Genomic DNA, 21,783 nt, shown 5'->3' on the forward strand with positions numbered 1-21,783 from the left:
TCGCAGGAGGGAGGAAGCGCCTCCTCCCCGTCCGGCGAACCGCCGCCGAAAGCCGCCAGTCCGCATACAGGAAGGCCAGCCGGAGCAGCACCGGCAGCAGCAGAATTGAACAGAGGCAAATTCCGGTCCGGTGCCCCTCAGCCAGACGGCAGTCCGTGATTTTGTTTCAACGTCCTGATATTCGCTCATTTCCCCTCCCCCGTCATGCGCCGGTTCCAGACCGGGATATGGCCATCCTTGTCGGAACGGGTGTCACCGACTTCCGCCACCTCCGGATCGCCGCCGCCGTAAACCCGGTATCCTTCGAAGGTTTCGACCGCTTCGCTCTCCATGTTCCAATACGGCAATACGCCCCGCTCGAACCGGAGCGGTTCGCCCGTGAACGGGTTCTTCGGGACTTCCGGCAGGAACTCCGGCACCAGCGCCGAAAGCCCCTCCGGCAGTTTCCCGTACTTCCGAAGATACAGCTCGACCGCCAGTCCGGCGCGGATCGTCCGCATGAAGGCACATGACCGCCCCATACGCCTGATGATCAGAAACTCCGCATCCTGCCGAAACGGTTCGAACGGATATGCAATCGTATCGTCGTGCCCCCGTGACATCTCCACCAGTTCCGCGCGGATGTCCTCCAGGCACTCGGCCCGGCAAAGCTGCCGCAGGCGCATATTGCGGTCGATAAATTCCCGGGCCTCCGAATAGACATGCGGCAGATAAAGCGGCTTCAAAACCGAAATCAGCCACTCCGGGATATCCGAACCAAATCCGAGAAGAACACAGGTGCGGGGCCAGTTCAAGGCATAGTCGGCAATCATGGACTGTTCGCTCTCCAAAGCCAGGGAGAAGCGCTCCCGCCATTTCGCCTCCTGAGGCGGCATGGAGTCCGCCCAGCGCTGCAGCGTCGCCGAATCGAACTTCCCGATCGTTCCCTCCCGAGCGGCATCCATCAAACCGCCCAAGTGAATTTGCAGCAAGGCATTGCCCAGAATCCGCGAAGTAAAAAACGGTTCACGCGAAATGCGCTTCCACAACACGGAACCCGTATCGAAAACCCGGATGGCCGCGGCAATATCACCCGTCCCCGCCAGATACCGGAAATGCTGACTACGGAACAGCATATAGTTCCGCATGAACCACCAATACGGCGAATCGATTTCCATGATTTTCCCGCTGACGACCCGGTACGCATATCCGGCCTCCGGATGCTGTTCCCAAATGCGGTCCGCCTGTTCGATATCGGAACGGTGAGCGGCCAGAAAACGGGCCAGCTCTTCCGGCTCCAAATCCTGAAACCACTGCTGCGTCTCTTCCGGAGCCGCTTCGACGATTCGCCGGACCGAGCCCATCAGAAGGTCGAATGCGGCGGAATCGGGCGATCCCACCCGCTTCTGCAACCCCGGAGCGGAACACGCAATCCCCTGCAGTTCCTGCCTCCGCACCGCCGCCTCGAGCTGAAGTCGAGAGTAAAAAACAAACCCGGCCCAGAGCAAAATCAGAAACAGCGGAAGCAGAATGCACCCGGCCCAGACCGGATGCCCGGGCAAAAAACGTTTTATCTGAAAAAATCTCATGATTCGTCCGCTCTCCCGCAGGAGAGAAGATACACCGGCAAGGCGGTTTTGCCAATACGTGCGAATCGAATTGATGCTTGTTTCGGTTGAAAACTTAAAAAAAATACGGCGGAGGAGGCGTTTCCACCCCGCCCCGCCGCTTCGGGCTGCATGCGGAAATGATTCCGCAACACGCTTCACTTGTCGGAAAAATAACCGTCCAGCCACCGGTTGGCGGCGACGACGCCCGATACGAAATCGCGGTACGGCCTGCCCTCGTTGTCCACCAGGCCCCACCCCTGCCCTTCGCTGTCCGCCAGATTCTGATAGGCGAAATGGACCATGCCGGCCACGAACGGGAAGCTCTCGACGACCTGTTTCACGACCTTGCCGTGGCCGATTCCGCGCTCGTGCTGCGTGGTCAGCTGCGCCGACGGCGACGCCATGCGCACATCTAGCGCCTGAACACCCCATTCGGTCAGCAGGACCGGCTTGCCGGTCACCCGGTGCGCCTTTTCGATCTCGGCGATCTGGCGGTCGACGTATTTCGCATCCTTCCAGACCCACATCGGATAGGAGTTCCACGCGATCACATCGTAATCCTTCCAGACCGCCAGCATCTCCTCGGTCGACGCCCCCATGAAGCGGTTGCTGCCGATGATCTTGTCCGGCATGAACTCGCGCATCGTCCTGAGCACGTAATCGGCATAGACGCCGACGGTGTACACGGCGAAGTCGTCGAAGTCCCGGCGCATGCGTCCCTTCTTTTCGTCGCGCTCGTCGCCGCCCAGCCGGCGGCCGATCTGCGCCATCGCCGCGGCCGCCGTCGGATCGGCCATGAACGGAACTTTGCCGAGCGGGTCGGGCTTCTTCACGAGAACATCCTCAAAGCTGTCGAGGTACTCCTTTTCCGCCTTGCCGAACCAGGCGAGGTTCAACATGCGCAGATCGTCCCGGTAACGCTCCCGCAGCCAGCGGACGAACTCCCGGCCGCACGCCTCCGAATAGACGAATCCGGAGGAGGAGCGCCCGGCGAGATTGCCTTCCAGATGGGCTTCGTTGTTCACGAAGAACCCGACGCAGGCCGGATCGCCGTTCCACCGTTTTCCGGCCTCCGCCGCCCGGCGGCGCAGCTTCCGCCGCCACTCTTCGCTGAAGGGATCGGGAACGCCCGGAAGCTTTTCCCCGTTCCGGTTCATCAGGCCGGGACCGCCGTCGTGACATCCGAGGTAGGTGAAGTAGACCATGCCCCGGCGGGCACCCGCCGCGAACGCCGTGTCGCTCGTGGCGGAGACCGCCAGCCCGTTGAAGCCGAGCCGCTGCACGAATCCCGACGCCTCGTCGGCCCACTCCTTCTCGGAGGAATAGGCGCGGCGCGCCCAGTCGGAATAGCTGTAATTCTCATAAATGCGGCCTACCACCTGGGTCCCGTTGAAGAAGAACGGCTTGCCCGACGGGCTCCGCAGATACCAGCGGCCGTTCACCTCAACGGTGCTCCACCTGCCCGCCTCGGGCGCGACCTGCAATCTGGCGGCGGCCGGACGAAAGGCGGGTCCGCCGGCGTAATCCGGCCGTTCGGCGGGCGGTCGCCATGCCCCGGGCATCCGGACCGGATAGATGTCCAGTCCCCGAAGCCGGAGCTGTTCCCTGATGGGGCGGACCGCCGCCTTGCCGGAGGCTCCGCTCCACGCCGCATCCGAGACGATCACCCGGCGGAGATCCTGTTCCACCCATCCCAGCGCAACCATGCCGCGCGCCGTTCCCGGCGCGATCTCGAACTCAATGCGGTTTTCGCCTTCCCGCAGCACGCCGTCGAGCGGCCACTCGGCCGCGACGGGCCATCGGGGATTCATCGCCCAGCCGTTGTGGTTGCCGAGGACGCCTCGGCCGATCTCCCGGCCGTTGACGCGCAAAGTGAAGGCCGGTTCGGCCAGCGCCATGATCCACGCCTTTTCCGGCGTGCCGTTCACTGTGAACGTGCGGCGATACGATCCCGGTTCCACCAGCCACTGCGGCCGGACGAGCGGCGTGAACGGTGTCGCCTCTCGGGTCAGCCGCACCTCGGCGATTTCCACGGCAAGCGGAGACCCCTTGTCGCCGAGGAAGCCGATCTCGAACGACGACGCGGTCGCCGCCGCGCCGCCGCGCCAGGTGTCGCCGCCCATAAGTTCGGCAAGCGAAATTTTTTCACGCTGCCAGCGTCCGGTGACCGGAGGCAGCCGGAGCGTCCGCCTCCTGCCGTCCCACTCCCTGACGGTCATGCCGGGATTCACCGACCGCACGGACGACCCTTCGGGCAGAAAATAGGCGAACTCCAGCCAGGTGTCCGCCAGCGGCGCCTCGACCCGGAAGGTCAGCGCCAGCGCATTGGCTTCCGTTTCGAACCGGAACACCTGTTCCGGATTCCCCATCGGCGGCGAAGACGCGGCGGGCTTCGCCCTTTCTCGCGTCACCCGGCCGGGAGCCCAGACTCCGGCGAAGGCGGGCAGCTCCTCCCCCGCGTTCCAGACGCCGAGCACCTCCGGAGCGAGAGCGGCCGAATAGATGTTGCCCGCATCGGCCGCCGCCGCGCCGCCCGATGCCGGCGGCGCGCTCACTCCGGCCGCAAGACGGCCGATCTCCAGCACGATCGGCCCGCCGGAGGCAAGAACGCCGAGCTCAAGCGAATCGGCATGCTCTCCCCCGGCCCGCCGCGCGGCCGCCGAATAAGCGCCGTCGAGCGGCCAGCGGACGGTCGTCCACATCCCTTTCACCGGCGTCACGTCGGCGGCGATCAGTTTGCCTTTGCGCTCCCCTTCGCGCACCCGCACTCCGGGCCGCAGCTTGACAACTTTGGAATCCTCCGGCAGCCAGTAGGTGAATTCGAACCAGCCGTTTTCGAGCTTCAGGCCGGTCTCCGCCAGCTTCACCGAGCAGGCCAGCGCCTTGTCGGTCTCTTTCGAGTCGAAGCGCCAGACCCTGCCGATTCCCTCCGCCGCTGCCGCGGGCTCCTTCACCTTCAGCAGCGCCCCGCCCGACGGAGTCCAGGCGACCTTCGCCGGAGGCGTGTCCGTCCCCGGCCGCCACTCGCGCACCACGCCGGACTCCGCCGCTGCCGCGTTCCAACCGCCCCAGCAGAGCACTCCCGCCAGGGCGCCGTACAACCACACCTTCATATGCTTCGGACCTCTCCGCTCAACGGTCATTCATTTTCGGGCTGTCCGGCCACTGGAACACATACTTGTGCGACAGCGTGCCCCAGCTTTGACCCGACCGGATCGTTCCGGTATGGCCGTCCATGAAAAGCGTGTTCGCCAGCCCGTTGTGGCGGTAGATCTGCGGATAGCGCGCATTGGTAACGCCGGCCATCTCCGACCCGAGGTGAAAGATGTCTCTGCCGTCCATCACATAGGCGGTGACCGACGGGCGGCGCATCCGGGTCACCGGCAGCGGATTGTACTGCTGTGAACCGCCGGTCCACGCCTGATTGCAGACGCCTGCGGTCGTCGCGATGCAGGCATACGAAACCCAGGTCGGCTTATCGTTTATCCGATAATTCATTTTATCGCTGCGCGTGTCTCCGAGATTTTCGGTGAAACTGCCGCCGCCTTTGGTCTCACTGTTGTACCCTTCGACCGGAGTGGCGCCGGGACAGGAGAAAATTTTCGCGCCGGCCCCATACAGGTGTGCGAGGCGCATGTACCAGTGCGTCACCGGTTTGCCGTTCGCCGACATGACGTACTGTCCGATCGGCCAGTAATCCTTGTGGTCGGAGGAGTAAAACTGGCTCGACGCCCCGATCTGCTTCAAATTCGCAAGACAGTTCGCACTTTTGGCCCGCGCCCGCGCCTGGTTCAGCGCCGGCAGCAGCATCGAAGCGAGGATCGCGATGATTGCGATCACAACCAGGAGCTCGATCAGAGTAAACGACTTTCTCATATCCGTTTTCCTTTCTTATTGGAGTCGGCACCAGCCGAAAAGTTCCGTATCCTTGCCGCCTTCGATTCCGCCGAAATGCTCCATGAGCCGGAGCCGCTTGCCGGAGTCGTTGTCGTTCACGAGAAGCGCCATCCGGAAAAGCTCGCCCGGCTGCGTCCCGATTTTCAGGAACGCGAGCGGAATCTCGAAGCGGTAATGCGTCACGCCCTCCTCCCGGGTGATCTCTAGCGGAATCGCGGCGGCTCCGATCTTCGCCGGGTCCGGCGAATGGTGGCACCAGGCGATCGGCCTGCCGTCCGGTCCGCCGGAGACGGTCAGCTCGGAGTGTTCCCCCCTCCGGTTCGCAAAGCCGAGCTGGATCGAATCATTGCGCCAGTTCATCGCGCCGCTCATCGGCACGGAGTGATCCTGATCGCGCACGTCGGCCTCGAACACGAGGCGGTCCGCCCGGCGACCGACCCGGATTTCCGCCGACAGGTCGTCTTTGCCGGCCCAGCGCGGCGTAGTCGGATCAAACACCAGTTCGGTCAGTTTCGATTCGTCATCGAGCCGGATCGGCCGCGCCGCATCGACCGCGCCGACCGGCTGCGCGATGAAAGCCCGCAGAACCAGGTCTCCCCGATAGAGCAGCCGTCCCTTCGCGGCCGCCAGCTCCAGCGAAACCGGCAGCCGCAGCACGCCCGGTTCCGCATCGGCGCCGACCGCCAGCTTCAGCGCAAGCTTTTTACGTTCGCCCGGCGCGGCGGAGCCCGAAAGCGTTTCGTCCCCCTGTCTGAGCGTAAATTTGACCGTCTCGCGGTACGGATTGCGGAACTCGAGTTCGAGCGGACGCGTCTCTCCCGGCAGCCGGACCGCGTTCTCCGCCGTTTTCACCAGTTCGCCGACCGCCGAGACGGCCCCCTTCTTCGCCCGCAGATAGAACGGCAGCGGTTTCGTATTCACAAAGACGATGCCGTTTACCGGAGCGAGCACCTCGACGTTGCCGAAGATGTCGATGAGCCGGACCGGAACCTCGCTCCTGAGACAGAAACTGAACTCCGCCTTCTCCTGTTTCGGCCATGCGGCGTACACCTCTTCCTCTCCGGTCGTAAAGCGGTAGCTTTCGAGCCGCGAATCGAGCTCCGGAGCCGCCGCCGGAACCGTGTTCGCCAGCTGCCGGATCAGCTCGTTGTAAGCGACGAACGACGGCTTCGGCTGGTTGTCGACGGTCACGAGACCGAAAGAGTCGTCGGCATTGATGTATTTGTCCCAGTAGTCCTGCAGCATGAACCAGACGTAGAACTCCATGCCGACGGAGCGGGAGTACGCGAGCTTCTGAACCAGGATGCGGGCCTGGTTGTAAAACAGCTCCGGCTGGTTCTGGTACGAGCGGTAGCCGGTCTCGGTGTTCGCGAACGGTTTCTTCAGCTTCTTCTCCGCAAGCATGTCCCGCAGCCGCTGTGTGAAGCGTTTGTAGTCGCGCGTGCCGTCATGGGCGTGGTAGAGCGCAATGTCGTAGAAGTCGGAATTGACCTGGTACGCCTGCTCCAGAAATCCCGGCGCCGCATTCGGGTGCGGCCCGATCACGTTGCCGCCGGTCCCGATCCTGACCGACGGGTTGATCTGTTTGAAGATCGGGTAGAGCTGCCGCATCGACTCCATATACTCCGGCACATTGATGCCGCGGCTCAGGTTCGGCTCGTTGAACCACTCGAAGTATTTGACGGCCGGGATGCTTTTCGTGAACTCCGCGACATGGCGGATGTGCTCGCGGAACAGTTCCGGATTCCGGCCCGACGGCCAGAGCGCCCCCGCCGGCTTCGGATCTTTCCCCTTCGTCCAGTTCGGGATGCCGCCCGCGTAATCGAGGCAGATGTCGAGCCCCGCATCGACATGCGGCTGCCAGAGCCGCCGGTAGCCGTCGAAGCCGATGGATTCACCGCGCGCGCCTTCGACACCGTGCCCGAGCAGGCCGCCGCGGATCATATCGACGCCGAGCAGTTTCATCCACTCCGCATGGAGCTTCGCCTCGTACGGAGCGGTGTTGACCTCCTGGTCCTCGACGCCGAACCACATCGGGATTTTGTTGAACCTGCCGTTGTTCGGCGTAAAAACGCCGAGCCAGCCGCGAACCGTATGCGAAACGTGTCCGTTCGAGGCGGTCACTTCGACGCAGTAGCCGCCGAACCGGCGGAACGGGTCGAGCCGGAACGAGACGCGCCCGAAACCGCCCGCGCCGACCGAAGCTTTCGCGCGGCGGCTCTGCACGAGCTTCCGTTCCGGATCGTACACCTTGAGCTCAAGCGAAGCGTCGATCCGTTCGTTCCGGGCGTTCCGGAGCCGGTAGCTCAGCAACACGGGCTCCCCGGCCGGACGGTTGAGCGCCGTGTAATCCGGGCGGACCTCAAGCTGCTTGGCCGGATTCGACATATCCGCAATGTAAAAGAAATCGTCGAGCAGAATCCGGCTCTTCGCGGGTTTGTCGTTGCGGTAGAAAATCGTGCGCAGCGCGATCGGGAACCCGATCTTCTCATAGCCCGGCAGCGTTTCCGCATTCAGGTCGAGCCGGTAATCCTTCCAGCCGCGCCCTTCGATCCGGACGGGAACGGTCGTGAACGTGCGGTCGAAACGGTCGACGAACGCAAAGCGGACCTCGCCCGCATTCCCCTCCGGGTCCGCAGAAAAGAGCAGCGCAGCCGGCACGGCCGGCATCTTGAAGATGCTGTTCTTGCCGAACCGGGCCTCCCCGCGCGGCGCGACCGTGTCGAAATGCATCGCGCCTGCCCAGCCGTCCTCACGGCGCGGGTCCGGAACCGAACCGAAGCTGAAACTGAACGGATGCGCCGCCCCCGGACGCGCGCCCGGGCCATAGCCGCCGAGCCAGCTTGAGATGTCGGCGAAATCGTCGAGCGGTATTCTGCCGAGGTTCTTTTCGTCGATCACCGGGCGTTCCACCGCATAGAACGGGGTCATGTCCGCCAGTTCGGACCACGGCTTCCTGTCGGCCGGGCCGATCTTCTCGGCCATCTTCCAGCCGGACGCGTCGAATTCCGGCAGCGTCCACCCCTCCGGCGCTTCGGCGGAGGAACGGATGTTCCCGTTGCTGGCCAGCGGGATGACCGTGCCGTCCTTCAGCAGAATCTCCCCGCGGAACAGCACGCCGGCCGGCGGCAGGCCGTTGTAGACTTCGAACGAAATCACATTCTTCCCGGCCTTCAGCAGCGGCGCGAGGTTGTGCCGTTTCGCGTGCCAGCTCTGGAATTTCTGAAGCTGCGTACCGTTCACCCGGATGATGCCGCGGTCGTCGCAGGCGAAAAAGACCGGGGCGCTCTGCACTTCTCCGGGAAGCTCCAGCTCGACCCGGAAAAAGCGTGTGCTCCGGTCGAGCGGCTTCGCCTCGTGCCAGTACCAGAAGGAGGGCGGCGCCCCGGCCGCCGCGGCGGAGAGTGCGGCCAGGCACGACGCCGCCGCGAGCAGAAGATGCAGAATCGATCTTGACATGACAGAACCTTTCAGGGTTGATGATGCTTCGCTTACCGCTCCGGGAGCCGGTTCTCCCGGCCGGAGCGGACCGGCCGGACCGGTGCAAACGATTCGCGCAGGATGATCTCCTCCTGCACATACGCCTTCAGCACGGTCGGACCGTCATTCAGATTCGCCAGGATGATCTCGGCCGCCTTCTGTCCGATTTTCGCCATCGGAATCGAAACCGACGCGAGCGGCGGCGTCAGGTATTCGAGAAAACGGCTGTCGTTCCAGCCGACCACCGACACCTGCTCCGGCACCCGGATTTTCCGGGCCGCCAGCACCCGCAGCAGACGGCAGGCGATCCGGTCGTCGGAGCCGAGAACAAGAGTGAAATCATATTCCCTCCCGGAAAAAACCTTGTCGACCGCTTCAAACGAAAGATCTTCGGCGGTAATGACTTCACAATTCTTTTCGATCCCGGCCTCCTCGGCCGCGGCCCGAAAGCCCCTGACCCGCTCCGCCAGCCCGATGCAGTCGAATCGGAAGGTCAGGAACGCGATCCGCCGATGCCCCTGCCGGATGCACTCGCCGGTCAGGTTGTAGGCGCTCTGAAAGTCGTGCCCCTTCACGAATGAAATCAGTTCATGGTCGGTCTCCTCGAGCGAAACCACCGGAATCCCGGCCTCGATGCTCTCGACGAAATGGCTCTCCTCGGCCGAAGCGGGCTGGACGATGATGCCGTCGATCTTGCGCTGCATCAGGTTCCGGAAGATCTTGCGCTCCTTCTCAAGATCGCCCTCCGTATTGCAGAGGATGACGTTGTACGACTCCCCGAGCCCGTTTTCGACCGCCCGGACGACGCCGAACCAGAAGTCGTTGTCGATGTTGTGCACGACGATCGCCACGTTGTTCGTGCGCCGCAGCCGGAAATTCCGCGCCTGTTCGTTCCGGGTGAAACCGCGCCGCGCCGCGAATTCCGTGATCCGCAGCCGCGTCTTCTCCGCCACCCTCCGGTCCCCGTTCAGCGCCAGCGAAACCGTCGCAGGCGACACTTTCAGCTCTTCGGCTATATCGTATATGGTCATTTTCATTCCCTGTTTTAATCGATTTAAAAAGAAAACCAAATCGATTTAATTTTATTTTAATCGATTTAAATATATTATACCAAAATCCGGTTGAAATGTCAATAGGCCGGCGGAAAAAAACGGCGATTTTATGCCATCCGGCCGAAAAGCAGCGGTTTCCGGAGACCGGAACAGGGCTTTCCGGCACGACGGGAGGGCCCTAGCGGACCGGGACTCGGAAGCCGCGCCGGCGCCGCGTCCGGATACATCCGCATTCCTATGCCGCCCGTTTCGCCGGGCAGCATTGATTTTAGCACTACTTATGCTATATTGTCTTCATATGAACACATTCGACAACATCGCAGCTCCGGCCACCGGAATCGGGGGGGCCGTTTCGATCATCCGCATCTCGGGCCCGGATGCGCTGGCCATCGGCCGCCGGGTCTGGCGCGGCAGGCGCGAGCTCGGGCCCGAAAGCAGGCGCGAACTGCTGCTCGGCCGGGTCGGCATCGACTCCGCCCTCGCCGTTTTCATGCCGGGCCCGGCCAGCTACACCGGCGACGACGTGGTCGAACTCCACTGCCACGGCGGCCAGTCGGCGGCCGACCAGGCGCTGCGGAGCGTCTTCGCGGCGGGCTGCCGTCTTGCGGAGCCGGGGGAATTCACCTTCCGCGCCTTCGTGAACGGCAAGCTCGACCTCGCCCAGGCCGAAGCGGTCAACGACGTGATTTCCGCCGGGAGCGACCTGGCGCTCAGAATTGCCGAAAAACAGCTCGACGGCGTCCTTTCCCGCCGGCTCGAAGCGGCCTACGACGAACTCAACGCGCTCCGGGCCGAATGCGAATCGCACCTCGACTTCCCGGATGAAGAGCTGGCGTGGGAGCCGGATGTTCCCGCACGGCTCGAAGCGCTCACCGCTCAACTCCGCGAACTCTACGACACACGCGACATCGGCGGCGCGTTGCGCGACGGCGTCTCCGTCGTTCTCGCCGGGCGCCCGAATGCCGGCAAGTCGAGCCTGCTGAACCGGCTGCTCGGTTACGAGCGCGCCATCGTGACGCCGATTCCGGGAACCACCCGCGACACGGTCGAAGCGCAGACGGTCATCTGCAATCTGCCGGTGCGCATCACCGACACCGCGGGGCTGCGCGAAAGCGCCGACCCGATCGAGCAGATGGGCGTCGAACGCAGCCGCAAATCGATCGCGGCCGCGTCGGTCACCTTCTGGCTGCTCGATGCGTCGGGCGGCGAACTCGAAGCCGAGCTTGCCGAAATGGAGAGGGCCGATGCGGTGAACCGCATCGCGGTCTGGAACAAAATCGATCTCGTGCCGGAACGCGCGCTGCCGGAGCTCCCCTGCCCCGCCGTGCGGATTTCCGCACGGACCGGAGCCGGACTCGACGAGCTGCGCGAAGCGTTCGCCGTCATGGTCGCGAAGTCGCCTCGTCCGGCCGTCCCCGAAGTCGCCGTCAACGCCCGCGCGGCCCGGCTTCTCGCCGAAGCGCTCGAGCTGCTGCCCGAAGCGACGGCGCGTTTCCGCGAGGAGGAGTACGAGCTCGCCGCCATCGGCATCCGCACGGCGATGAACCGGGTCGGAGAGATCACCGGCAAGACCGTCGAGCCGGACATCCTCGACAATATTTTCAGCCGCTTCTGCATAGGGAAATAATTTTTTCATGGAAAAGAAACCGCGCAATCTCCGGAAGATCATTCTGAAAAGCCTGCTCTGGGCCGTCTGCGGCCTCGCGCTGCTGCTGATCGCCGCGACCGCAGGCGGAATCATCTACTGGAACTGGTATCTGCCGGACTACATCAATGACCGGCTCCTCCCGCCGGTCCGCGAGCAGCTCGGCCTGGACGAAATGGAGCTCAGGATCCGCCGGATCGGCCTCTCCGGGCTCGATCTTGAGACCTTCACCCTGACCGGCGCGGACGGGCGGACGCTTGCGATCGATTCGATCCGGGCTGACTATACCCCGCACCTGCCCTTCCGCACGCCGCGCGCGCTCGATATCACGAACCTGACGCTGGCGGGCGGCGACATCCGGGCCTCCGTGAAAGACGGCAGACTCGCCATCTCCGGATTCGAGCTTGATCGTGTGCTCGAACGCGTGGCGGCCCTCAGTGCTCCCGCCCCCGCCCCGGACGACGAAGCGGCACGGGAGGCCGCGGTCGTGCTGGAAAAAATCACGCTCCGGGATATCCGCCTCCACCTCGACCTTGAGGGGCGGCTGATCGTCATCCCGGTCAAAGCCGTCGTCACCTCCGAGAACAATGAATGGAAAAACATCCGCGCCGACCTGACGCTGACGCCGCGCGGACAACGGATCGGCGCCCTCGTCGAATACGATTCCGTCGCTTCGACGGTCAAACTCACGGGCGACGCGAAGCTGCAGCTCGAAGCGCTTTCCGACCTGACCGGCGTGAAGGCCGGCGGCAGCGCCGCGCTCCGCTACGACCTCTCGGCCGGCTTTGCGGGCGGCGACCTGAACGCGGTCGGCACGTTCGATGCGACGCTTGAACTCGGGGACCGAAGCGGGCTGCCGGTCGTGTTCCGCTGCCCGGTCGAACTGCACCAGAACCTGAACCTGCGGTACCGGACGGCCGCCCGGGAACTGCACGCCATTCTCGACGGCGAAATGGCGCCGACCGCGATCGCATTCGACCAGGAGGCGATCCGGGCCGAAACCGGGGAAAAGGTCCGCTGGAAATTCGTCCTGTCGAGCACTCCCGCCGACGGGCTCCGTTTTGCGGAGGCCGGCCTCTCGACCGGCCGCGTCCGCTTCGACGCCCACGGCTTCACATTGAATGCGCCGCAGCTCCGCTTCGAACGGCTGAACGACCATTACACGATCACCGGCTCCGGCATGACGGTCTCGAATCCGGAGCTGAAGCTCGAGGCGGCGGGAATCAACCTGCTGATTCCGCTGCTGCCGACTGAGCAGCTGCCCGCCACGCTGAATGCCGGGTCGATCCGCATGGACAAACGCGAGCTCGGCGCTCTGCGCAGCAGCTTCCACATCAAGGGCAGCGGCATGCGGATGAAGGGCGATTTCGAGAACAAGCTCATTCCGGGCGCCCGGATCGACTTCCGGGGGGAAGTCATGCCGCGTCCCGGCCAGATGCCGGACATGCTGTTCGAGATGAACGTGCCGCCCTGGTCGCCGAAGTCGCCGGTCAAACTTGCCGAAATCAATCCGGCCTTCGGGGATGCAACCGCAAACGGCATCGTCTCGCTGGGCGGCGCGGCCCGGCTCGAGGCGGGGAAACTGACCACCGGCGTCCAGCTGCTGCTCGAGAACGGCAGTTTTCAATGGCCGGAATTGAAACTCGACGCCGAAAACATCCGGCTCGACCTGCGCTTCAACGACCTGCTCGGCATGAACACGCCGGGCGGCCAGAGTTTCCGGATCGGCCGCCTCCGCTGCGGCGACCTCGATTTCGGCAATGCGACCATTCTCTTCGATATCGCCTCGAAGGAACAGGCTAATATCGAACGCGCCAGCGTCGAATGGTGCGGCGGGACCGTCATGGTCCACTCGATCCGGCTGAATCCCTCCAACCTCGACCGGTTCGCGGTCAACACCGAGCTTTACTGCGAAAACCTGTCGCTGGCCGAACTCGTGAGCCAGCTCGGACTCAGCAACGCGAGCGGAGACGGCGCGCTTTTCGGGAAAATCCCGGTCCGCTTCAGCTCCCAGCGCGGCATTCTGATCGAATCGAGCTATCTGTACAGCCGTCCCGGCGGCAGCAATACGATCAAACTCGCCGATCCCGAAAAGATCGCGGGGGGCATGGCCGACGCGGCGCTGCGCCAGTCCCAGCTCGATTTTGCGCTTGAGGCGCTCCGCGACTTCACTTACAGCTGGGCGAAACTGAACTTCACGACGGAAAAGGAGAACCTCGTTCTCTCGCTCCAGTTCGACGGGCGGCCGAACCAGCCGCTGCCGTTCGCCTACGACGAAAATTCCGGCCAGCTCCGCCGCGACCCGGCCGGAAAAGCCGTGTTCGAAGGCATTCAGCTCAACATCAACACGCGGCTGCCGCTCAACCGGCTGCTGCAGCTCAACGATAAATTCAAGCAGTTCAAGAAAAACAAACCCGAAGAGAAACCCAAAGCGGCTCCCGCAGCCGCTCCAAAGGAGGCAAAGAAATGAAGTACGCGAAAACGATTCTCCCGGCTGCCGCCGTCACTGCGGCGATCCTGGCCGGCTGCACCCCGACCATCAAAACCGAAAATGAGGTGACCATCAAACCGATCCAGATCACGCTCGACGTGAATCTGAAAGTCGATCAGGAGCTGAATCAGGCGCTTTCGACCGACAAACCGAATGTGAAGGCCGACCCGAACAGCAGCGACGTGCGCGAACGCCGCCGTTCGCGCCGCGACCAGATCAAGGCGTGGAAGAGCGCGCAGCTGATCGGCGAAAACAACAAGGGGCTCCTCGAAGCGCGCACGGCCGACGGCAGCCTCAGCGACTCGGTCAAAAAGGTGGTTGACGCCGAGAACGCCGACCGCCGGCTCGTCTTCCAGGCCATCGCCGGCAAACAGAACATCCCGGTCGAGTCGGTCGCGCAGCGCATGGGAGCCCGCATGGCCGAACGTTCCGCCGAAGGGACCTGGGTCCAGGACGGCGCCGGAAAATGGACGGTCAAAGCCGGGAAATGAAACGGCGATGAGCCGCTTCGAGTGCGATCTGTATCCGGAACAGCGCTTCCGCTGTCTCTGCTGCAGCTTCGGCTGCTGCGACCGTTTTGAAATTCCGGTGAGCCCGGAGGAGGCGCGCGCCATCGACGCGCTCCATATCCCCGGCGCGCCGTCTTTCGACGACTGCTTCCGGCCCGGCATCATGAATGCCGGGCTGGTAATCGCCAAGGATGCACAGCACCACTGCGTCTTCGCCGACGGGCGGCTCTGCGCGATCCACAAGCATCACGGCTTCGCGGCCAAACCGCTGGCGTGCCGGATTTTTCCGCTCAATATCCAGTCGTGGGCGGACGGGCGCATATCGGCCGAGCTGCGCTTCATCTGTCCGTCAGCCGGTTCCGCCGACGGAAAACGCACCGGCGACATGCTCGATGAAATCGCGATCTATTCGCGGCAGCTCGCCGGACTCGGCGGCAGAAACGACTGCATCTACTCGCACGCGAACCCGGCCCCCCTCGCCGCGGTCCGCAGCGTTCACGGCGCCTTCCGCGCCCTGCTGCACGAGGAAGAGAAGCCGCTCGCCTTCCGGCTCTACGCCGCGGCGCGCATCCTCGACTTCCATGCCCGTCCCGACATGGCCGGGGCGGTCCGGACCGCCGGTGAAAGCTTCCGCAGCGACCTGCGGGAGTTCGTCGGGAAAGCGGCGAAGGAACTCGAAAATGAGCTCGCCTCCGGGCGGTGCGATGCGCTGATCCGCGCCGAATTCCGCAACCTGATCTGCGCCTACCTGCGCGACGACGATCCGTTCGACCGCTCCGCCGCCAAACGGCTCCGCCGCGGCTGGCGCCATTTCCGCGCCTACTCCGGTTTCGGCCTCATGTCGGAGCTGAACGCCGAAGCGCCGAATTGTTCCATGCGCGGACTGCCGGAGGCGGCGCACGGACTCTCCTGCGAGCCGGCCGCGCTCGACCCCTTCCGCCAGTTTTTCTATGGGAAACTCGATTCGATGCATTTCTGCGGCAGCCGCATCCACAACTTCGACTACGAAACCGGGTTCGCCCATCTGCTGCTGTCGGTTCCCGTCGCCTTCACCCTCGCCTCGGCCTATGCGCTGGCGGCCGGAAAAGACGTCATCGGCCGCGAAGCCATGCAGCGCACCATCCGTCTGCTCGACCTGACCTTCGGCCGGTCGCCCTTCTTCCGCATGCGGGTCGCCCGCCGCTGGATCCGCCATCTCGCCCGGCCCGGCCGCTATGCCGGGCTGCTGAACACACTGCCGTCTCTGTCCTCTTAGAATATCGCGGAATCAGACCAGTTCAAAGCGGTAGGGAATCGAGTCGAGGAACATTTTCCCGTAGTGTTTTGAGATCACGCGGCGGTCGAGCACGACCACGATGCCGCGGTCGTTCCGGCTGCGGATCAGCCGCCCGACGCCCTGACGGAATTTCAGAACCGCTTCGGGCAGGCTGTAGGCGGCGAACGAGTTCTGCCCTTCACGCTCAAGCCGCTCCATGCGGGCCGCGATCAGCGGATGGCTCGGAACCGCGAACGGCAGCCGGGTCACGATCACGTTCGACAGCGACTCGCCCGGAACATCCACGCCGGTCCAGAAGCTGTCGGTGCCGAACAGCACGGAGTCGGTATCCTCCTTGAACTCGCGCAGCAGCCCGGAACGGGTCATATTCTCCCCCTGGACCAGCAGCTGCCACCCTTTGCCGCGGAAATATTCGCGCAGGTCGTCCGCCGTCCGGCGCAGCGAGGCATAGCTCGTGAACAGCACGAACGCCTTGCCCTGAGTCAACTCGACGAAGCGCGGCACCTCCCGCTCGAGCGCGGCCTGATAGCCGTCGTCCTTCGGGTCCGGCATGTCGCGCGGAATATAGACCCGCGCCTGGTCGGCGCCGAACGGGGAGTCGAGCAGCAGTGTCCTGCCGTTGCAGAAACCGGTGCGCCCGGTATAGTAGTCGAACGAATTCCGCACGGTCAGCGTCGCACTGCACAGAATGACCGGGAAATCCTGATGGAACAACAGCTCCGAAAGCAGCTCCGGAACATTCAGCGGCGTAGCGTGCAGACTGACGCTGCCGCGCTCGCTTTCGGCATAGTAGACCGCATCCGGCACAAGCTTGCGGGTGAACTGGTCGATGCCGACGATGAATTCGCGGCAGCGGGTCAGCTGCGCTTCGACCTCGGTCCGGAAGCTTGCGTCCTCCTGCCCCTCGAGAAACTGCGCGAGACTCCGGTAGAGCTGCTCGAGCTTCGCGCTGAGGCGGTTCGGAAAGCGGGACGGGTCCTGAATCTCCAGCGCGCTCTCGTTATGCTCGCGCAGCACGTTTTCGAACGGAGTGAAGAACCCGTACGCCTCGTCCCGGCTGTCGGCCACCGCGCCGCGGAGAGCCGGGTCGGCTCCCTTCCGCATCAGCAGCCCGCGCGCGTTCTCCTGATTGTAGAGCCGGTTCAGCGTCGCAACGATGCCGAACCGCGACAGGTGGAGCCCGAGATGGTCGGCCGCGTTATCCTCGAGCGTATGCGCCTCGTCGAGCAGCACGACGCCGTAATTCGGCAGCAGCGCGCCGGCCGCCCCGCTGGCCGCCCGCATGGCGAGGTCGGTGAAGAAAAGCGCGTGGTTCGCCACCACAATGTCGGCCGTCTCCCACGACTGCCGCGCCCGGTAGTAGAAGCAGTTGCGGTAGAATTCGCATTTCGGCCCGAGGCAACTGGCGCCGTCGCAGCAGGCGAGCGACCAGGTCTCGGGCTCAAGCCGGAAATCGATCGAATCGCGTTCGCCGTCGGTGGTGTACTCCATCCACCGCCCGAGGCGGCCGATGTCGAGCGCAAGCGCCGGAGCGGGCAGCAGCGCGTCGCGCTGTTCGCCGGAGAGCAGCGCGAACCGGCGGCGGCACAGATAGTTGTGCCGTCCCTTGGCGAGCGCGGCCTTGAATTCGATGCCGGTCAGCTTCCTGAGCAGCGGGATGTCCTTGTCGATCAGCTGTTCCTGCAGATTGATCGTCTCGGTCGAAACCAGCGCCGGCCGCGCCGCGAGGCGGGAACGGTAGATGAGCGGAATCAGATAAGCGAAGCTCTTGCCGACCCCGGTCGGCGCCTCGATGCAGAGGTTGTCGCCGCAGCACAGCGCGTCGGCGATCGCCCCGGCCATCTCAAGCTGCTGCGGCCTGAATTCATACGGGCGGCCGCCGTATTCGGCTGCGGCCTTGAGCGGGCCGCCGGGTGCGAAAAACGCCTCGCATTCGGAGCGGATGTCGATCTCCACCGGCGGCGGATCGAACTCGTACTCGACATTGAATTCGGACGGGTCGAAATGCGGAGCCGCCGCTTCCGGCACATCATCCGGCTCCTCCCCGGGCGGAAGGTTGAAATCGATCGGTTTGATCATCGCCGTCAGCGCTGCTCCAGATAGTCGTCGATCAGCGCCGGCAAATTCTGCAGATACTGGTCGGAAATATTGAACCGCTCGGCGATCTCGCTGGTGAGCCGGGCCGCGTGGGCGGCCTCGCCGCTGGCGAGATCGGCGGCGCTGCGGGTCATCTCAATCGAAATTTTCGGAATCCGGCAGATGAACTTCGCGCGCGGCTTCTCGGGCAGAAGGAGCCGCACATCCTCGGTGTTTTCGAGCGTGAACGCGAGCGTCAGCAGCTCTTCGGCATAACCGAGCTCCGTGTACAGATTGCCGAGGAAGCGGAACGCCTCGGCGATCTTGCGGACAAGCAGTGTGAATTCGAGTTCGCGCTCCGGCACAGGCAGATAGGCGATATAGTGAAACATTCCGCTTTTGAACACCTGCCACATGCGCGGCTCCTTCCGGGAGAGCGCCCGCAGCGAGGTATTCGTCACATACGCCTTCCTGAGTTCGTCCGAGTCGAGGAATTCCGGCGTCGGCAGCGACGGCAGCGCCGCATCCACCGCACGCCGCAGCGCGCTCAGGCTGAACGCCTCGGAGTGGAAGCTCGGCGGAGTCACCGTCAGATTCACGAGAAGCGACGGAACGCCGGCCGGCGGATTCTTCCGCCGCTTGAAGAAGACGGCGGCGTTCGCGACGGCGGCCTTGAACTCCTCGTCACTCTCCGCCTCGGCCGACATGCGGTTTTCGTAGAGAATGCCGCGCAGCATGCGGCCGAGCTCTTCGCGCTGGTTCCGCAGCGCGCGCTGAATCAGCATCTGCATCTCGATCGCCCGGTAGGCAGGCCGGCTCGATGCATCCGGCGTGCGGATATAGAAAACGCCGGTCTGAAGCTCGCCTTCGATGCTGCTCGTGCAGACATGCGGCAGCGTCCGGAACGGGCGCACCATGAAGATCGCATACCGCCTGCCGTCGACGACCGGGCGCTCGATGGTGAATTCGATCGGCGGCTCAACGTAGCGGTTCACGAACTGGCCGACGGTGGTCGGGTCGAAGGAGTGGACCTCTTCGCGGGAGAGGCCCATGTAGACCGACGGGTGTCCGGAGGCGTCCTCCCCCACGCCGATGACGATGCAGCCGCCCTTCGTATTCGCCAGCGCGAGGCAGTGGCGCACGATCTTTCCCTTCGCCTGCCGGGTCATTTTCGTCCAGCAGAGCGCCGCCTTGTAGTCCAGCACGTCGGATTCGACGCCGCGGTGGACGAGTTCGGCGAAATCGTTCGAAAGTTTTCCGGGCAGCTTATCCATCGGAAGTCACCGGTTACTCCACATCTTCGAGGTAGATGAAATGCATGCAGTTCTCGCAGCTGGTCACGGCCCCCTTCTGCATGTTGGTCAGCGCCTGCCGGGTGACCCGGAGATGGCAGCTGCCGCAGATTTCGTTCTCGACCCGGACGAGCGGCGCGATGCCGTCCTTGCCGGCGAGCAGCCGGTTGTAGCGCGCGAGCGTCTCGCCGTCGACGCCGCGGATGTCCGCCGGGCGTTCCTCCTTCAGCTGCGCGATCTCCTTCTTGAGATCGCCCGCGAAAGCGACGAGCTCGTCGAATTCAGCGCGGATCGCATTGACGGCGGCTTCGTTGTCCTGCCTGATCTTCCGATAGGCCTTCCTGGCCTCTTCGAACCGGTCCATCAGCTCGAGTTCGCGGCTCTCGAGGTCGCCGACCTTCTTCTCGTTCAGCGCGATCGTACCGAGCATGGCCTGATATTCGGTGTTTTTCTTGACCATGGCGGACTGCTGCTGAAGCCGTTTGTTTTCAGCGTTCAGCTTCTCGATTTCGGATTCGACTCCCTTGCGTTCAAGCTCGATCTTCTTCGCCGCGCTCGCGGCGGCATTGACTTCGGCCACGGCCGCGTCGCGCTTGTTCTTGAGCTCGGTCATCTCCTTCGGGAGCAGCGCGAGGCGCGCTTCGAGTTCCCGGATCTTCAGATCGACCCTCTGCAGTTTCAAAAGAGCTTCCGCCCATCTTGCCGCCATTCTGTATCCTCCCGGTTGTCCGTGCTCAGTCGTCCGAGCGCAGTTCGTTGATTTTATTGACCAGCAACTGAGGCTGTTCGACGCCGATGATCCGGATTTCATCTCCCGCTCCGGCGGCCGTTCCGATCATGATGTCCCCGACGCCGAAAATTCTCTGCTTGAACATCTGATTCAGCTTGGCTGCCCGCATATCCCTGATTCGAATCTCGGTCTGTCTTTTCTGAAGGATACCCGTATTGCAGATGATGCGCGCCGTCGTGATCTCATAGCGGTAACAGCGAATGATCAGCCAATAGTTGATCAGCATGACCGGCAGGATGACGAATCCAATTCCGACGAAACACAACAGCCCGACGAAAATAATATCGCCGTAGAAGTTTTTCCAAGAAGGATGGTGTTCCGCAATGAGAACCTCGTCTTTGATGGAGGCTTTCGCCCGGACGGACCGGACCGGAAGAGCCCCCGCGCCTTCCTGATATTCGCCGCAGTAACGGCACTTCCGCGCCCCGGCCTTGATTTCTTCGAGACAGAACGGACAGGTATTCATGGCTTCAGGCGGACGGACCGTGAAAAAACGGCCGCAGCCGTCACAGCGGATTTCCCGGCCGGCGGATTCATCTTCCGCCTCATGCGCCTTGTTGCAGAACGGACAATATATTTTCATCAGACAGCCTTTCCTGGTTTTCAGAACAATGTCTGCTGTTCGCTGCCGCGAAGCGGGCTGAGCCCGAGCTTCTCCCACGCTTTCGGGGTCGCCACGCGCCCTTTCGGGGTGCGCACGAGAAAGCCGCGCTGGATCAGAAACGGCTCGTAGACCTCCTCGATCGAATCCTCCTCCTCGCCGACCGAAACCGCGATATTCTTGAGCCCGACCGGGCCGCCGCGGAAGTTTGCGATGATGGTTTCGAGAATCCGCACGTCCATCTCGTCGAGCCCGTCGTTGTCGATCTGGAGCATGCCGAGCGCGTCGGCCGCGACCTGCCCGGTAATAACCGAGTCGGCCCGGATCTGGGCGTAGTCGCGGGCGCGGCGAAGCAGGTTGTTCGCAATGCGCGGGGTGCCGCGGCAGCGCCCGGCGATCTCCCGCGCCCCCAGGTCGTCGATCTCGATGTCGAGGATGCCGGCCGAACGCTTCAGAATCCGGGTCAGGCTGTCGACGTCGTAGTAATCGAGCCGGATATTCAAACCGAAGCGCGACCGCAGCGGCGAGGAGATCATCCCCTGCCGGGTCGTGGCGCCGACCAGCGTGAAGCGCGGCACCGTGAGCCGGACCGAGCGGGCGCCCGCCCCCTGCTCAAGCATGATGTCGATGAAGAAATCCTCCATCGCGCTGTACAGATACTCCTCGACCGTCGTGTTGAGCCGGTGGATCTCGTCGATGAACAGGATGTCGCCGGGTTCGAGCGCGGTCAGGAGCCCGGCGAGGTCGCCCGGCTTTTCGATGGCGGGGCCGCTCGAACTCTTGAGGTTCGTGCCGCGCTCGTTCGCAATGATGTAGGCGAGCGTGGTCTTGCCGAGTCCCGGCGGTCCGCAGAGCAGGATATGGTCGAGCGCCTCGCCGCGCGCCTTGGCGGCGGCGACGAAGAGCTCGAGCTGGTCCTTGACCTTCTCCTGCCCCGGGAAATCCGCGAATTTCGGGGGGCGCAGACTGGTTTCCTTCGCGGGGTCGCGCTTGTTCAGGGTCGATGTGATGAATCGTTCCGTCATAATCTCATAAAATTGTATCGCCGCATGACTTGTTTTCCGGCGGAAGAGGTGTTAAATTTA

The 21,783-nt window shown here is 63.6% G+C and carries 14 protein-coding genes; 4 read left to right on the forward strand and 10 right to left on the reverse strand.

The window, feature by feature from the left end:
* Window positions 1-185: 185 nt before the first annotated feature.
* The 5 genes from FYJ85_RS02365 to FYJ85_RS02385 all read right to left on the reverse strand — a co-directional run bounded on the left by FYJ85_RS02365 (window position 186) and on the right by FYJ85_RS02385 (window position 9,997).
* Window positions 186-1,568, reverse strand: coding sequence for a hypothetical protein (locus FYJ85_RS02365; protein ID WP_154416873.1), 1,383 nt, complete (start codon window positions 1,566-1,568; stop codon window positions 186-188).
* A gap of 176 nt (window positions 1,569-1,744) precedes the next feature.
* Window positions 1,745-4,702, reverse strand: coding sequence for a beta-galactosidase (locus FYJ85_RS02370; protein ID WP_154416874.1), 2,958 nt, complete (start codon window positions 4,700-4,702; stop codon window positions 1,745-1,747).
* A 19-nt stretch (window positions 4,703-4,721) separates the two neighbouring features.
* Complete coding sequence (locus tag FYJ85_RS02375; protein ID WP_106054994.1) at window positions 4,722-5,465, reverse strand: type II secretion system protein; 744 nt, start codon at window positions 5,463-5,465, stop codon at window positions 4,722-4,724.
* A 15-nt stretch (window positions 5,466-5,480) separates the two neighbouring features.
* A complete protein-coding gene (locus FYJ85_RS02380; RefSeq protein ID WP_154416875.1) occupies window positions 5,481-8,945 on the reverse strand; it encodes a hypothetical protein in 3,465 nt (1,154 codons plus the stop codon).
* Between the two features lie 32 nt (window positions 8,946-8,977).
* The gene (locus FYJ85_RS02385) at window positions 8,978-9,997 is read right to left on the reverse strand and encodes a LacI family DNA-binding transcriptional regulator (protein ID WP_158704254.1); all 1,020 of its coding nucleotides are present in this window, start codon (window positions 9,995-9,997) and stop codon (window positions 8,978-8,980) included.
* Window positions 9,998-10,316: 319 nt separating this feature from the next.
* On the opposite strand from FYJ85_RS02385, the gene mnmE reads away from it, so the two are divergent.
* Genes mnmE through FYJ85_RS02405 form a run of 4 tightly spaced genes read left to right on the forward strand, consistent with a single transcriptional unit; the run spans window position 10,317 to window position 15,918 of the window.
* Entirely contained in the window at window positions 10,317-11,645 is a 1,329-nt protein-coding gene (gene mnmE, locus FYJ85_RS02390; protein ID WP_154416876.1) for a tRNA uridine-5-carboxymethylaminomethyl(34) synthesis GTPase MnmE, read from the forward strand.
* 7 nt (window positions 11,646-11,652) lie between these two features.
* Window positions 11,653-14,133 (forward strand): intermembrane phospholipid transport protein YdbH family protein, encoded by a 2,481-nt coding sequence (locus FYJ85_RS02395; RefSeq protein WP_154416877.1) that lies wholly within the window; start codon window positions 11,653-11,655, stop codon window positions 14,131-14,133.
* The gene (locus tag FYJ85_RS22920; RefSeq protein WP_106054989.1) at window positions 14,130-14,645 is read left to right on the forward strand and encodes a YdbL family probable chaperone protein; all 516 of its coding nucleotides are present in this window, start codon (window positions 14,130-14,132) and stop codon (window positions 14,643-14,645) included. Before FYJ85_RS02395 ends, FYJ85_RS22920 begins: the two co-directional genes overlap by 4 nt.
* A 7-nt stretch (window positions 14,646-14,652) precedes the next feature.
* Entirely contained in the window at window positions 14,653-15,918 is a 1,266-nt protein-coding gene (locus tag FYJ85_RS02405) for a YkgJ family cysteine cluster protein (RefSeq protein WP_154416878.1), read from the forward strand.
* 12 nt (window positions 15,919-15,930) lie between these two features.
* On the opposite strand, the gene FYJ85_RS02410 is transcribed toward FYJ85_RS02405, so the two are convergent.
* Genes FYJ85_RS02410 through ruvB form a run of 5 tightly spaced genes read right to left on the reverse strand, consistent with a single transcriptional unit; the run spans window position 15,931 to window position 21,723 of the window.
* Window positions 15,931-18,018, reverse strand: coding sequence for an ATP-dependent DNA helicase (locus FYJ85_RS02410; RefSeq protein WP_154416879.1), 2,088 nt, complete (start codon window positions 18,016-18,018; stop codon window positions 15,931-15,933).
* A 5-nt stretch (window positions 18,019-18,023) separates the two neighbouring features.
* A complete protein-coding gene (locus tag FYJ85_RS02415; protein ID WP_154416880.1) occupies window positions 18,024-19,289 on the reverse strand; it encodes an AlbA family DNA-binding domain-containing protein in 1,266 nt (421 codons plus the stop codon).
* Between the two features lie 13 nt (window positions 19,290-19,302).
* A complete protein-coding gene (locus tag FYJ85_RS02420) occupies window positions 19,303-20,016 on the reverse strand; it encodes a zinc ribbon domain-containing protein (protein ID WP_154416881.1) in 714 nt (237 codons plus the stop codon).
* Between the two features lie 25 nt (window positions 20,017-20,041).
* A complete protein-coding gene (locus tag FYJ85_RS02425; protein ID WP_106054984.1) occupies window positions 20,042-20,680 on the reverse strand; it encodes a PH domain-containing protein in 639 nt (212 codons plus the stop codon).
* Window positions 20,681-20,700: 20 nt separating this feature from the next.
* Complete coding sequence (ruvB, locus tag FYJ85_RS02430) at window positions 20,701-21,723, reverse strand: Holliday junction branch migration DNA helicase RuvB (protein ID WP_106054983.1); 1,023 nt, start codon at window positions 21,721-21,723, stop codon at window positions 20,701-20,703.
* Window positions 21,724-21,783: the final 60 nt, after the last annotated feature.

Source organism: Victivallis lenta, assembly GCF_009695545.1.
GTDB classification, from domain to species: domain Bacteria; phylum Verrucomicrobiota; class Lentisphaeria; order Victivallales; family Victivallaceae; genus Victivallis; species Victivallis lenta.